The organism is Stenotrophomonas sp. 10N36 (assembly GCF_056395005.1).
Genome location: NZ_JBFTIS010000002.1, coordinates 176,741 through 189,791 on the forward strand (window position 1 = coordinate 176,741; position 13,051 = coordinate 189,791).

At 68.5% G+C, this 13,051-nt stretch carries 12 protein-coding genes; 3 read left to right on the forward strand and 9 right to left on the reverse strand.

Annotation, left to right across the window (positions count from 1 at the left end; all coding sequences use genetic code 11):
* Nucleotides 1-31: 31 nt before the first annotated feature.
* From AC1DCJ_RS04400 to AC1DCJ_RS04425, 6 genes are all read right to left on the reverse strand, one after another.
* Nucleotides 32-1,681, reverse strand: a complete 1,650-nt coding sequence (locus AC1DCJ_RS04400; RefSeq protein WP_478070207.1) for a M28 family metallopeptidase — start codon at nucleotides 1,679-1,681, stop codon at nucleotides 32-34.
* 272 nt (nucleotides 1,682-1,953) lie between these two features.
* Nucleotides 1,954-3,216 carry an RNA polymerase sigma factor gene (locus AC1DCJ_RS04405; RefSeq protein WP_478070208.1) on the reverse strand — a complete coding sequence of 421 codons (1,263 nt, stop codon included), beginning with the start codon at nucleotides 3,214-3,216 and terminating at the stop codon, nucleotides 1,954-1,956.
* Nucleotides 3,217-3,310: 94 nt separating this feature from the next.
* Nucleotides 3,311-3,697 (reverse strand): VOC family protein, encoded by a 387-nt coding sequence (locus AC1DCJ_RS04410; protein WP_141058617.1) that lies wholly within the window; start codon nucleotides 3,695-3,697, stop codon nucleotides 3,311-3,313.
* A gap of 43 nt (nucleotides 3,698-3,740) precedes the next feature.
* Nucleotides 3,741-4,163, reverse strand: coding sequence for a VOC family protein (locus AC1DCJ_RS04415; RefSeq protein ID WP_448132934.1), 423 nt, complete (start codon nucleotides 4,161-4,163; stop codon nucleotides 3,741-3,743).
* A 26-nt stretch (nucleotides 4,164-4,189) separates the two neighbouring features.
* The gene (locus AC1DCJ_RS04420; protein WP_478070209.1) at nucleotides 4,190-4,609 is read right to left on the reverse strand and encodes a YciI family protein; all 420 of its coding nucleotides are present in this window, start codon (nucleotides 4,607-4,609) and stop codon (nucleotides 4,190-4,192) included.
* Nucleotides 4,610-4,647: 38 nt separating this feature from the next.
* Complete coding sequence (locus AC1DCJ_RS04425) at nucleotides 4,648-4,812, reverse strand: hypothetical protein (RefSeq protein WP_478070210.1); 165 nt, start codon at nucleotides 4,810-4,812, stop codon at nucleotides 4,648-4,650.
* On the opposite strand from AC1DCJ_RS04425, the gene AC1DCJ_RS04430 reads away from it, so the two are divergent.
* Nucleotides 4,811-5,185: a YciI family protein gene (locus AC1DCJ_RS04430; RefSeq protein WP_141058529.1), complete on the forward strand. Its 375-nt coding sequence runs from the start codon at nucleotides 4,811-4,813 to the stop codon at nucleotides 5,183-5,185. The genes AC1DCJ_RS04425 and AC1DCJ_RS04430 overlap by 2 nt on opposite strands.
* 6 nt (nucleotides 5,186-5,191) lie before the next feature.
* On the opposite strand, the gene AC1DCJ_RS04435 is transcribed toward AC1DCJ_RS04430, so the two are convergent.
* The gene (locus AC1DCJ_RS04435) at nucleotides 5,192-7,270 is read right to left on the reverse strand and encodes a gluconolaconase (protein ID WP_478070211.1); all 2,079 of its coding nucleotides are present in this window, start codon (nucleotides 7,268-7,270) and stop codon (nucleotides 5,192-5,194) included.
* A gap of 123 nt (nucleotides 7,271-7,393) precedes the next feature.
* Here AC1DCJ_RS04435 and AC1DCJ_RS04440 point away from each other — a divergent pair, with 123 nt between their 5' ends.
* Nucleotides 7,394-8,899, forward strand: coding sequence for a hypothetical protein (locus AC1DCJ_RS04440; RefSeq protein WP_478070212.1), 1,506 nt, complete (start codon nucleotides 7,394-7,396; stop codon nucleotides 8,897-8,899).
* A 15-nt stretch (nucleotides 8,900-8,914) separates the two neighbouring features.
* Here the strand turns inward: AC1DCJ_RS04440 and AC1DCJ_RS04445 are convergent, their stop codons facing one another.
* Nucleotides 8,915-9,688 (reverse strand): lytic transglycosylase domain-containing protein, encoded by a 774-nt coding sequence (locus tag AC1DCJ_RS04445; RefSeq protein WP_137191176.1) that lies wholly within the window; start codon nucleotides 9,686-9,688, stop codon nucleotides 8,915-8,917.
* 102 nt (nucleotides 9,689-9,790) lie between these two features.
* Entirely contained in the window at nucleotides 9,791-11,164 is a 1,374-nt protein-coding gene (cycA, locus tag AC1DCJ_RS04450; protein WP_137191177.1) for a D-serine/D-alanine/glycine transporter, read from the reverse strand.
* Between the two features lie 267 nt (nucleotides 11,165-11,431).
* On the opposite strand from cycA, the gene AC1DCJ_RS04455 reads away from it, so the two are divergent.
* Nucleotides 11,432-13,030 carry an EAL domain-containing protein gene (locus tag AC1DCJ_RS04455; protein WP_478070213.1) on the forward strand — a complete coding sequence of 533 codons (1,599 nt, stop codon included), beginning with the start codon at nucleotides 11,432-11,434 and terminating at the stop codon, nucleotides 13,028-13,030.
* The last annotated feature ends 21 nt before the right edge of the window (nucleotides 13,031-13,051 follow it).

Sequence of the window (13,051 nt, forward strand, 5' to 3'; positions counted from 1 at the left end):
CCACCGGCGGCGTGCCGGTGGGGACGGTGGGTCACTTGCGCTCGGCGGCGCTGGCTTCACGCGGGGCGCGGAACTGGGAATCGGCGCTCCAGTTCGGCCAGGCGCGGGAATTGGCCAGCTGGTTGCCCAGCGTGTACAGCACCTCCAGGTCGCGCGAGGCACCGGCGAAGGTCCAGTCCGGCTGCCACTGATCGCCCTGCTGGTGGTAGCGCTTGGCGGTGTAGTCGTCCGACGCGGCCTTGCCGGCCGCCACGCCGCCGTTCACCCAGTCCTGGCCGGCCGAGTAGGACACCGCCGGCACGCCGCGCTTGGCGAACGGGAAGTGATCCGAGCGGAAGAACAGGCCGGCTTCCGGCTTCGGGTCCGGGGTGTAGCGGATGTCCCAGCCCTTGGCCACGTCCTTGAGCTGGTCCAGCAGTTCCAGCTTGGCCGACCCGTAGATGCCGAAATCACGCGACGGCCCGAACGGCGCCATGCCGTCCATGTTGATCACCGCCACGGTCTTGCTCAGCGGATACAGCGGGTGGCTGGCGTAGTACTCCGAGCCCAGCAGGCCCTTTTCCTCGGCGGTGACGGCCAGGAACAGCACCGAACGCTCCGGGCGCTTGCCCTTGGCAAACCCGCGCGCCAGTTCGATCAGCGAGGCGGTGCCGCTGGCGTTGTCGAGCGCGCCGTTGAAGATGGTGTCGCCGTTGGCGTCGGGCTTGCCCACGCCGATGTGGTCCCAGTGCGCGCTGTACACCACGGTCTCGTCCGGATGCGTGCGGCCTTCCAGGCGCGCGGCCACGTTGTGCGAGGTGATCACCTCGGTCTTGACCGCGTACGTGGCCGAGAAGGTTTCGCCCTTCAGTTCCACCGGCTTGAAATCGCGGGTCTGCGCCTGGCGCTTGAGCGCCTCGAAATCCAGCCCGGCGCGCTTGAACAGGTCCACCGCCAGATCGCGCTGGATCCAGCCTTCGAGCAGCGGGTGTGCCTCGGCCGGGTTGTCACGGACCACGTCGAACATGGTGTTGGTGTTGGAGCCGGCCACGGTGGCCCAGCCGTACGACGCCGGTGCGGTCTCGTGCACGATCAGCACGCCGAGGGCGCCCTGGCGCGCGCCTTCTTCGTACTTGTAGGTCCAGCGACCGTAATAGGTCATGCCCTTGCCGTCGAAGTCGCCCTGGCCGCTTTCAAAGTCCGGGTCGTTGATCAGCACCACGGCGATCTTGCCCTTCAGGTCCACGCCCTTGAAGTCGTCCCAGTTGCGCTCGCCGGCCTTGACGCCGTAGCCGAGGAAGACCAGCGGTGCGTTCTTGATGTCCACGTTGCTGGCACCGTTCATCGCGGCGCGCACGGCGATTTCCTTGCCCTGGCTCAGGGCCTGCGGCGTGCCTTTGCTGCTCAGCGACAGGCTCGGCGCACCGACGATATCGCCCTTGAGCAGCGGCACGGCCTGGGTCCACAGACGCTTGCCGTCCTTGAGGTCGCCGCCCGGCTGCAGCCCGGCCGCTGCGAACTGCTTGCTCAGGAAGGCCACGGTCTTCTCTTCGCCGGCGGTGGCCGGGGAACGGCCTTCGTAGGCGTCGGAGGCCAGTTCCTTGACGTCCGCGGAGATCCGCGCCCCGTCGAATTTGGGCGTTGCCGCCATCAGGGCGCCGGACACCGACAGGGCCAGCACGCTCAGTACTACTCGTTTCATCGCTCTCTCCACAGCCAGGACCACGAATCCCCAAGTGTAGGCGAAGTAGAGCGGGGCTCTGCCCCGCTCCCTTGGCCGCACCGCGCAACCCAACGGCAGCCGGGCAGAGCCCGGCGCTACAACGGCAACGCGACAACCGCCCCGTAGAGCGGGGCTCTGCCCCGCTGCCTTGGCGGCGCCGCGTAACGCAACGGCAGCCGGGCAGAGCCCGGCTCTACGACGGTGGGGCCGCGCAACCCGGCAGCCGTCCGACGGTGTGGCCGCAGCCGGCGTTACGCCACCGGAACAGCCTGCGCCCGTGCCAGCAGCACCGCCTGCTCGCGGACGTTGGCGGTGAGGCTGGCGGCGCGCAGGAAGGCGGCGCGCGCTTCATCGCCGCGCCCGAGCTGCAGCAGCAGGTCGCCCTGCACCGCCGCCAGCGGGGCATAGCCGTGCAGGCGCGGGTCCTGTGCGAGCTGCTCCACCAGCGGCCATGCCGCCGCCGCGCCCTGCGCGCGCGATACGGCGACCGCCCGGTTCAATTCGATCACCGGCGACGGCTGCTGCACAGCCAGCCGTTGGTACAGCGCCGCCATCGCCGCCCAGTCGGTGTCCTGGACGCGGCGCGCGCGGGCATGGCAATCGGCAATCGCCGCCTGCAGCACATAGGGATCATCGCTGCCGCCCAGCGCCATGGCCTGGGCCAGCGCGGCCTGCCCACGCGCGATCTGCAGCCAGTCCCAGCGCGCGCGGTCCTGGTCGGGCAGCAGGATCGGCGTGCCGTGCGCATCCACCCGCGCCGCCGCACGCGAGGCCTGCAGTTCCATCAGCGCCAGCAGCCCGTGCACCTGTGGCCACGCCGGCAACCGGCTGGCCAACACCCGCCCCAGCCGCAGGGCTTCTTCACACAGCGCCGGACGCATCCAGTCGTCGCCCACGCTGGCGGTGTAGCCCTCGTTGAACACCAGGTAGACCACCTCCAGCACCGACTCCAGCCGTTCCGGCAACGCCGCCTGGCGCGGCACTTCGAACGCCACCTGCTTGCTGGCCAGGGTGCGCTTGGCACGCACGATGCGCTGGGCGATGGTCGGTTCGGGCTGCAGGAACGCCCGCGCGATCTCGTCGGTGGTCAGCCCGCCCAGCAGCCGCAACGTCAACGCTACCCGCGCATCGGCCGACAGGACCGGGTGGCAGGCCACGAACATCAGGCGCAACAGGTCATCGCCGATGTCGTCCTGCAGCGCATCGCTGTCGTCGGGCAGCGGCAACGGCTGCGGCTCCAGCTCGCTGCCCCAGAGCGCATGCTGGCCGGCCACGCGCTGGTGCTGACGCAACACGTCGATGGCGCGATTGCGTGCGGTGGTCATCAGCCACGCTCCCGGGTTGTCCGGAACCCCCTGCGTCGGCCAACGCTCCAGCGCGGCCAGCCAGGTGTCCTGGGCCAGTTCTTCGGCACGCCCCACGTCGCCGCGCAGCATCCGCGCCAGGCGTGCGATCAGGGCCGGCGACTCCATGCGCCAGAGGGTATCCAAGCGGTGCGACAGGGCGGTTTCCATGCGGGCGATCAAAGCATTGGCGGCAGGCGGGTACAAGCCCGCCGCCAGGCCGGGGCAGCACCGCCAGCCGGCGCCAGCGGGGCAGAGCCCCGCTCTACGGTTGACCGTCCATGTGCGCGATCTCCCACAGGTGGCCATCCAGGTCCTGGAAGCCGCGCTGGTACATGAAGCCGTAGTCGCGCGCGGGCATCGGCTCGCTGGCACCGGCTTTCAGGGCCGTGTCCACCAATGCGTCGACCGCCGTGCGGCTGGTCGCCGACAGGCAGGTGATCACCTCGGTCTGCTGGCGCGCGTCGCTGATCGGCCGAGTGGTGAAGCCGGCGAAGAAAGACTCCACCAGCAGCATCACGAAGATACTGTCGCTGATGATCATGCAGGCCGCGTTGTCGTCGGTGAAGGTCGGGTTGAAGGTGTAGCCCAGCGCGCCGAAGAACGTCTTGGACGCCTCCAGGTCGCGCACGGGCAGGTTGACGAAAATCATCTGCGGGGAATCGGTCACGGTGCCATCCTTAGAAGTGTGCGAATCAGGGTTGTTTCATGCAGTTGACCATCCACGGCTTGCCGTAGCGGTCGATCAGAAAGCCCCAGCGATGTGCCCAGAACGTTTCGCCGATCGGCATCTTGACCTCACCGCCGTCGGCCAGCGCCTTGAACACGCGCTCGGCCTCTTCCACCGTGTCCACGTCGATGTTGATGGTGGTGCTGTTCTCCCCGCCACTGGACGGACCATCGGCGGCCATCAGGATGGCGCTGCCCACCTCCAGCTGGCTGTGCGCCACGTGGTCCAGGGATTCGGGCGGCATCTCGCCGCAGCCATCGGTATTCTCCATGGGCGGCATGTCGCGGTACCGCATTTCCGAGGTGACCTTGCCGCCCAGCACCTGCGCGTAGAAGGCCATTGCCTCGTGGGTTTTGCCGTTGAAGCCAAGGAACGGAATCAGTTTCATGGGTGTGCTCCAGGGAAGTGGCGGGGTCAGTCGGCGGCGCCGATCTGTTCGCGCAGACGCTGTTCCTGCGCCTGTAATTCAGGGGTGAAGGCCTCGCCGAAATCCTCGGCGCTGAGAATCGGGCGCAGCTCGACCACGCTGCCGGGGCCGAACGGGGCGCGCGTGAGCCACTCGGTGGCCTCGTCCAGCGAGCGCACCTGCCAGAGCCAGAACCCGCAGACCAGCTCGCGGGTCTCGGCGAAGGGGCCGTCGATCACCCGCGGCGGCTGCGCGCCGAAGGACACGCGACGTGCGCGCGAGGTGGGGTGCAGGCCCTCGCCTGCCAGCATGATCCCGGCCTGCACCAGCTGTTCGTTGTAGGCGCCCATGGCGCGGATTTCCTGTTCGGTCGGCATCTCACCGGCCTCCGTCTCCGGGGTCGCCTTGACCAGTACCATGACTTTCATCGGTGTTTCCCTCAGGGCAGGCCCGGTTGGTGGGCCCTTCAAGGGATACAACGCAGCCGGGCACCGAAAATCGACACGCCGGCAAAAATAATTTTCGCCGCCGCCCGGTGCCGCCTGAACAGGCACTTCGTGCCGCGCTGCAACAGCACGGTCGCGCCAGCTGCGGCATCATGGCCGCCCCTGCCCCGGAGCGTGCCGGCCATGCAATTCCTGCTGCTGATCTACATCGACGAAGGCCTGTTGCAGGCCCTGCCCGGCGAGGAGTACGACCGTCTCATGCACGACTGCCTGCAGCATGCCGATGCACTGCAGGCCGACGGCACCCTGGTGCTGGCGCAGAAACTGGAACCGGTGCACAGCGCCCGCACCCTGCGCACCCGCCAGGGCAAGGAGCGCATCATCGACGGGCCGTTCGCCGAAACCCACGAACTGCTGGCCGGCTTCAACCTGATCAACGCACGCGACCACGACGATGCCCTGCGCATCGCCCGGCAGTTTCCGTGGTCGCGCTTTGGCAGCATCGAAGTGCGGCCGCTGGCCGACATGGACGCCGAGCGCGAACGCGTCGGCGCCTGAGCAGCGCTACAGCAGCGTGATCTTCAGGTCGCGCGCGCCCACGCCTTCATTGCCGCTGTAGTCGCGCACGCTCGCCCGGATCACGTAGTCGCCGGCGGGCAGCGCGTCGGGCCGCCAGCGCCCGGTTTCCACCAGTCCGTCGCGCACCGTGTTGGTCACCAGGTAGCGGAAGCGCGTGACCGCACTGCCGTGCACGGTGATGCCGCTGTCCGGTGCGTAGGCCACCACGGTGGCACTGTCCTGGGGCGGCATGCGGTTGAACACGATGTTGAAGCGCGGCTGCTCGTAACCGGCCAGCGGCTGCCCCTGCGCATCCAGGATCTGGTACCCCACCTGGTAGGCGCCCAGCCGACGCCGCGGCAGGTTGCGATCGACCTGGTCCCAGGCTTCCACCACGATCTGCACGCCCGGACCCTGCCGTGGCACCACCACCGGCGCCGTGCCCACGGCCTTGATCGGCAGATCGTGGTCATCCAGTACTTCCACCGAGGTGATGCGCGGTGCGAACGCATCGGCGTAGCCGACAAAGCCCAGCGCCACCGCGTTGCGCTCGAACCCGCTGGCCCCCACGCTCAGATGCACGTGTGCCATGCGGTTGATGCTGCCCAGCGGTTCGCCCACATGGAACCGCGTGCCACGACGCACGCGCACCCGCTCCAGCTTTCCATCCGGGCCCAGCACCTGCTGCCAGCGGGGGTCGAACGCCTGGCCGCGCGGATCGCGCCCCACCTGCATGTGGATGTACTTGAGCCGACCCAGCGCCAGGCCTTCGGCCTGCCCGCCCACCGACCAGCTGGCAAACGCGCTGTCGACCTTGCCGTCAGCGATCGCCAGCACGCGCTGGCCGACATCGCCGCGGATATCGAAGCCGCCGTGCAGGTGGTGGCGGCTCTCGCCGCTGAAGTTGCCCCGCACCTCACCCAGCGTGCCCACCACTTCATGCCATCCGTCCTGGGGGGCCAGCGGCCAGCGCCCGCCCGTCACCGGCAACGGCGCATCGGCGGCCGGACCGGTCAACGCCGGGGCCGGCACCGCACCGATGTCCAGCGCACGCAGCCGGTGCACGCGGTACGCCGCCGCATCGGCCAGATACACACTGCCCTGCGCATCCAGCGCCAACCCGCTGGGCCGCGCAAAGCGCGGCTGCGGTGAAACGCCCGCCAATGCCACCTGGTGGCCCTGGGTGGACACCTGCACCACCTTGCCGTTGATATCGCCCACGTACAGCACATCATCATGGGTGACGGCCACCGACAACGGCCCGCTCATCACGCTGCCGTCGGCCACCTGGGTGCGCAGCATGCCGTCCGGCGACAGTCGCCGGATGGCGTTGTTGTACAGGTCGGCGATCAGCAGGTTGCCGTGGCTGTCCAGCGCCAGTGCCACCGGCGTATCCAGCCGGGTTTCGGCACCGAAGCCGTCCACGTTGCCCGGGTGCTCGCCGCCTGCTGCCGTGCGCACCGTGCCGTCCGGCTCGATCACCCGGATGCGGTCGTTGTAGGTATCGGCCACGTACACGCGGCCGGTGGCATCCACGGCTACGCCCATCGGCGCATCGAACCGCGCCTGCGCCGCCGCACCGTCGGCGAAGCCCGCCACCCCGTCACCGGCGAGGGTGCTCACCACGCCATCGGGGCCGATCCGGCGGATGCGGTGGTTGCCGGTATCAGCCACGTACACGTTGCCAGCGGCATCCAGCGCGATGCCGGACGGGGTATGGAACTGTGCCTGCACGCCGGGGCCATCGCGCCACCCCTCACCGGTGCCGGCCAACGTATCCACGCGCCCATCGGGATACACGCGGCGGATGCGGTTGTTGTCGCCGGCATCGGCGATGTAGGCAACACCGTGCGCATCCACCGCCAGCGCATACGGGTCGGCAAAGCGCGCCTGTGCGCCCGCGCCATCGCGCAGGCCGCCCACGCCATCGCCGGCCAGCGTGTCGATCTGCGCCTGCCACGCCAGCGGCGTAGGCACCGGGTCCTGTTCAACCGGCGCCGAGGCCGGCGTGTTGAAGAACGTCCACGCCAGTGCCGTGGCGGTGAGCGCCCCCACCACCACAATCATTACCTGCCAACGTTTCATTGCCTTCCCTGCGCTTGTCCGGCGTAGACCTTAAACGCTGTCTGCGTGTCTGCAAACCCCATGCGCTTGTGTGGCTGCGCGGTTCCGGGTTCAATCGCTGCAGACCCCACGCAAGGATGCGCCATGCACCGCCCGCACCATCGCCTCGCCCTGTCCCTGCTGCTGGCGATGTCCGGCATGCCAACACTCGCCGCGACGTCGGTGGCCGCACCGTCTGAAGATGCCTTGGCGCAACGCCTCACCGACACCATCGCGCTGTCCGAGCAGGGCGACAGCGTGGGGGCGCTGATCGGTTTCGAGCGCGTCTTCAACGATCCCGATCTGGCCAGCCTGGATGCGGAACAGCGCCTGGAAGGCCTGGTCAGTGCCGGGCGCACCGCCTTCAATGCGCGCCAGCCGCAGGAGGCACAGCGCTATCTGGATGCCGCATTGAAGCAGGCACCCGACGACGCGCGAGCGCTGTACGTGCTGGGTCGCCTGAAGCTGCTGCAGGACCAACCGGTACTGGGCGCTGGCCTGATCACCCGCTCGCTGCGCGCATCGGACCGGTTCCTGGCCGACATCGATGCCCCGCTGGTGTACCGGCTGGGCGATGCGTTGCAGGACCAACCCGATGACTACCGCGCGCTGCTGGAGGCACTGTTCGACCGACAGTGGAAGGTCGATGGCCTGGAGCCGACGGCCTTGTGGCTGACACTGGCCACGCTGCAGGCCGATGCCGGGCAACAGCAACGCCTGGCCGCCACCGTGATGCGTATCGATGCACCCATCGAAGTGGTCGCGCTGCGCAGTGACAAGCGTTTCGATGCGGTGGTCGACCGCCGCGATCCGCGCTTCGACCCGCTGCAATCGGCGCGGCGCCATGCCGATGCCCTGCGGGTGTCGGCCTTGCTGCAGCCAGATGCCAGCGACCTCGCCGCGCTCACCGATACCCTGCTGTTGCTGGGCGAGCACGCGCAGGTGCTGACCGCTACGGACCCGCTCCATGCGCGCCTGACCGAGGCCGGCGCCCTGCGCAGCTTCCCCGGTGGTGCCTATGCGGCGTGGGTGCTGCTGCACCGCGCCGTGGCCCAGCACCGGCTGGGCCAGGATGACCAGACGGAGGCAACGCTGGAGCTGGCCAGTACGCTCACCAACGAGGGCGACACGGTGAATCCGCTGCACCGTCTTTACCTGGCCAGCTGGTACCTGGCCAGCGCCAAACCGGCGCGTGCCCTGCAGACATTGGAGGGGTTGGATGAGGCACAGATGTTCGGCGAGTACCTGCGCCAGTGGATCCGTTACAGCGCGTACCGGACGCTGGGCGATAGCGCGCGGTCGGCGCAGGCACGCCAGTGGTTGCAGTCAAATCAGGACGAAGGTCGCAGCGTGTACGTGGACGTGCTGCTGGCAGAGCAGCGCACCGACGAGGCGGCCCGCTGGGTCATCGCCGAACTGCAGTCGCCCCGGCGCCGCCAGGACATGCTGCAGCTGATGCAGAACTTCCGCATGCTGCCCCCGATGCCGGCGGACGTGGACAACGATGCACGCTGGGAAGCGCTGTTGAAGCGACCCGATGTGCGCGCCGCACTGGAACCGGTCGGCCGCCGCGAGACCCTGCCCATCTACGGCCGCGGTGCCTGGCGGTGAGGCCGCACGCTGCGCTCAACGCGCCGGCGTTTCCACCTTGAACCCCATCGCCTCGCGGTAGCGCTGGTACAACGCGCTGACTTTTTCCACGTACGCCAGGGTCTCGGCGTACGGCGGCACGCCCTTGTACCGGGTCACCGCGCCGATGCCCGCGTTGTAGGCGGCCGCCGCCAGGGTGCGGTCGCCCTTGTAGCGCTTCAGCAGCGCCTTCATGTAGCGCGCGCCCCCGTTGATGGACTGCTCGGCCGACAGCGGGTCGGCCACACCCCATTCGGTGGCGGTATCGGGCATCAGCTGCATCACGCCCTGCGCGCCCTTGGGCGATATCGCACCGGCATCGAAGCCGCTTTCGGCATGGGCGATCGCACGCAGCCAGGCATCGTCCACCCCGGTGGCCTTGGCCGCCGCCTTGAACTGTTTGGCATGGCGGTTGAGCTGCGGCGTGCCCACCTTGCCCAGCCCCTCATGCGCCGGCTCGCCGGGCGGAGTGGCCACGGTGAACTTCAGGAACACGCGTGATCCGGGCAGGTTGCGCGTGGAATACACCAGCGCGCCATCCTGCTCGCGTTCGTACAGGGTGCCACTGAAGACGCCCATGTTGCCCCACAGGTTGGGGGTCTGCACGGCGCCGTCATCGATCTGCTGCGGCGTGCACTTCGACCCCGGCTCGGGGGCGGTGGCCAGGCTCACGGTGTTGTCCCGCACGCAGCGGTACACCGTGCGCGCCGACGCCGACCACGGCAGCAGCATCGACAACAGGGCCAACGCGGCAGGCAGGGTCGGGTTCATGGGCTCGGATCGGGGCACGGGAGGGTGCGGCGCGATCATCCGGCCACGCCCGCGAACCGAAGGTGAATACCGGGCCCGCCGTGGCGGCGGGCCCGGCCGCGCTCAGCGTTCGATCAGCCGCTTGGCCGCATAGCCCAGGCCCAGCAGCAGGAACCACAGCGGGCTGATCGCCAACGCGTACAGGGTGTCCGGCTGCAGGGTGAGCAGCACCAGCACGAACCCGAAGAACGCCAGGCACACCCCGCACATGAAGACGCCGCCGGGCATCTTGAACTTGGATGCCGCATGCAACTGCGGGCGACGGCGGCGGTACACGATGTACGAACACAGGATCAGCGACCACACGAACATGAACAGTACGGCCGCCAGCGTGGTGACCAGCGTAAAGGCGGTGACCAGGTTGGGAATCAGGTAGATCAGCATGGTGCCCAGCAGCAGGCAGATGCACGAGAACACCAGCCCGCGCGCCGGCACCGCCGCCCGCGACAACCGCGCGAAGAAGCCCGGTGCGTGCCGCTCTTCGGCCAGCCCGTACATCATGCGGCTGGTGGAGAAGATGCCGCTGTTGGCCGACGAGGTGGCCGAGGTGAGCACCACGAAGTTGATCAGGCTGGCCGCGGCCGGAATGCCGGCCAGCACGAACAGCTCCACGAACGGGCTCTTGCCCGGCACCACCTCGCGCCACGGGGTGACAGCCATGATCGCGATCAGCGCCAGCACGTAGAACACGATGATGCGCACCGGAATGGAATTGATCGCCTTGGGCAGGTTGCGTTCGGGATCGGCGGTTTCAGCGGCGGTGGTGCCGACCAGTTCGATGCCGACGAAGGCGAACACCGCGATCTGGAAGCCGGCGAAGAACCCGGCCATGCCCATCGGGAACATGCCGCCGTCGTTGTACAGGTTGGCAAACGAGGCCTGGTGGCCCGACGGCGAGGTGAAGCCCCACGCCACCAGCCCGAAGCCGGTGATGATCAACGCGCAGATGGCGATGATCTTGATGAGCGCAAACCAGAACTCCATTTCACCGAACAGTTTCACCGTGACCAGGTTCAGGCTGAGCAGCAGGATCACGCACAGCAGCGCCGGTATCCAGGGCGCCAGTTCGGGAAACCAGAACTGCGCATAGGCGGCAATGGCGATCACATCGGCGATGGCGGTGATGATCCAGCAGAACCAGTAGGTCCATCCGCAGAAGAACCCGGCCCAGGGCCCGAGCAGGTCGGTGGAAAAATCGATGAACGACTTGTATTCCAGGTTGGACAGCAGCAGCTCGCCCATGGCGCGCATCACGAAGAACAGCATCGCGCCGATGATCAGGTAGACCAGCACGATGGACGGGCCGGCCAGGCTGATGGTCTTGCCCGAGCCCATGAACAGGCCGGTGCCGATGGCGCCGCCAATGGCGATCAGCTGCAGGTGGCGGTTGGAGAGGCTGCGCCGGAGGTGTTCCGGCGGCACGGCGGGATCGGTCATGGACGGGGCCAGCAGGGCGAAGGCTCTGAACATAGAAGACCGCTGGCCGCCGCGCCACTGTTGCGTGCATCGGCGGCCGGCCGATGTCGGTTTTGCCCCTCTCTCACGCCCCCACCCTCACCCGCGCCTTGCCCTGACAAGGCGCCGCGGGCGGTTCCGGTTCCAATCCCGGTCGCCAGATGGTCAGATAGCGCACGGGGCCAGCCTGCGGATCGACACAGTGGCCGCCGCTCGCCCTTCACCTGCCCAACCGGTACCGAGGTCTGCTTGAACCGCGCCAGGATCATCGCTGCCGCCGTCCTGTTCGCCCTGCTCGGCGCCTTCGTGCCGATCGCCGGCCTGGTGTACTTCACCTGGAGCCGGGCCACCGAAGCCGAGGCCGCCCGCCTGCAGCTGACCGCCGAACGCACCCTGCTGCGCGCCAACCGCGCCTACGAGGCCGGCATGCTCGCCCTGCGACGGCTCAACCAGAGCCCGCTGGAACCCTGTTCGGCCGACCACCTGCACCTGATGCGGGCGCTCACCCTGAGCACCCACTCCGCCGAGCAGGTGGGCTACTTCGAGGACGGCCGCCTGCGGTGCACCTCCTGGGGCCTGATGGACGCGCAGGTGCCCGAGCCGACGCCGGACCACGTCACCGCCGACGGCGCCGGCATCACCCTGGGCGTACGTCCGATCGCCGGCGATGGCTCGCCGCTGATCGCCCTGCACTTTGGCCGCTACGACATCCTGATGGACCCGGCCCGCTTCGTGGACGTCATCGCCGATCCCAACGTGCGCCTGGCCGTGGCCAGCCCCGATGGCCGCCTGATGGCCCAGCAGGACCTGCTCGACCAGCCCCTGCTGCAACGCCTGCTGCGCAACCCGCACAGCGGCATGGACAGCCACACCCTGTATGCCACCGCGCAGGACCAGGAATGGCTGGCCATCGCCACCGCGCCGCGTACCGACCTGCTGGCCAGCTTCCGCCAGCAGTTCCGGCAGTTCATCCCGTTGGGCGTGCTCGGCGCGCTGGCGGCGGTCGCTGCGGTGGTGTGGCTGTCGCGGCGGCGGTTGTCGCTGCGCGGCGAACTGGCCACCGCCGTGCGCCGGCGCGAATTCCACATGCATTACCAGCCCATCATCGAGCTGGACACCGGCATCTGCGTGGGCGCCGAATCGCTGGTGCGCTGGACCCGGCCCGATGGCAGCCACGTGCGCCCGGACCTGTTCATTCCCCTGGCCGAGGAACACGGCCTGATCGACGCACTGACCGACCAGGTGATCGAGCGCGTCATCGATGACATGCGCGAGCTGCTGGTCCAGGACCGCAGCGCGCATATCGCCATCAACCTGTCGGCCGGCGATGTCAGCAGTGGGCGCGCACTCAAGGTACTGGCGGCCAAGCTGGCCGGCACCGGCATCCACCCGCAGCAGATCTGGCTGGAGGCCACCGAGCGGGGCTTCATCGACATCCAGCGCGCGCGCAACACGCTGGCCATCGCGCGGCGCACCGGGCACTGCGTGGCCATCGACGATTTCGGCGTGGGCTATTCCAGCCTGCAGTACCTGCAGCAGTTGCCACTGGATGCCCTGAAGATCGACAAGTCGTTCATCGATGCCATCGGCACCGACAGCGCCACCAGCCCGGTCACCTCGCACATCATCGACATGGCCAAGACCCTGGGCCTGTTCACCGTGGCCGAAGGCATAGAAACCCCCGCCCAGCTGGCCTACCTTCAGGCCCGCCAGGTGGAATTCGGGCAAGGCTGGCTGTTCTCACGAGCCCTGCCCCCGGAGGAGTTCATCGCCTTCCACCACCAGCGCCTGCAGCAGTACGGCAAGGCCCGCGAGAACTTCCAGAACCCGAACAGCGCGGTGGAGTAGAGCGGGGCTTTGCCGCGCCGC

What these genes read in the sequence shown, in the direction of transcription:
- AC1DCJ_RS04420 (WP_478070209.1), bottom strand. Translation starts at nt 4,609, where the DNA reads ATGAAAGTCATGGTACTGGTCAAGGCGACCCCGGAGACGGAGGCCGGT.
- AC1DCJ_RS04435 (WP_478070211.1), bottom strand. Translation starts at nt 7,270, where the DNA reads ATGAAACGTTGGCAGGTAATGATTGTGGTGGTGGGGGCGCTCACCGCC.
- AC1DCJ_RS04400 (WP_478070207.1), bottom strand. Translation starts at nt 1,681, where the DNA reads ATGAAACGAGTAGTACTGAGCGTGCTGGCCCTGTCGGTGTCCGGCGCC.
- AC1DCJ_RS04430 (WP_141058529.1), top strand. Translation starts at nt 4,811, where the DNA reads ATGCAATTCCTGCTGCTGATCTACATCGACGAAGGCCTGTTGCAGGCC.
- AC1DCJ_RS04415 (WP_448132934.1), bottom strand. Translation starts at nt 4,163, where the DNA reads ATGAAACTGATTCCGTTCCTTGGCTTCAACGGCAAAACCCACGAGGCA.
- AC1DCJ_RS04425 (WP_478070210.1), bottom strand. Translation starts at nt 4,812, where the DNA reads ATGGCCGGCACGCTCCGGGGCAGGGGCGGCCATGATGCCGCAGCTGGC.
- cycA (WP_137191177.1), bottom strand. Translation starts at nt 11,164, where the DNA reads ATGACCGATCCCGCCGTGCCGCCGGAACACCTCCGGCGCAGCCTCTCC.
- AC1DCJ_RS04405 (WP_478070208.1), bottom strand. Translation starts at nt 3,216, where the DNA reads ATGGAAACCGCCCTGTCGCACCGCTTGGATACCCTCTGGCGCATGGAG.
- AC1DCJ_RS04440 (WP_478070212.1), top strand. Translation starts at nt 7,394, where the DNA reads ATGCACCGCCCGCACCATCGCCTCGCCCTGTCCCTGCTGCTGGCGATG.
- AC1DCJ_RS04445 (WP_137191176.1), bottom strand. Translation starts at nt 9,688, where the DNA reads ATGAACCCGACCCTGCCTGCCGCGTTGGCCCTGTTGTCGATGCTGCTG.
- AC1DCJ_RS04410 (WP_141058617.1), bottom strand. Translation starts at nt 3,697, where the DNA reads ATGATTTTCGTCAACCTGCCCGTGCGCGACCTGGAGGCGTCCAAGACG.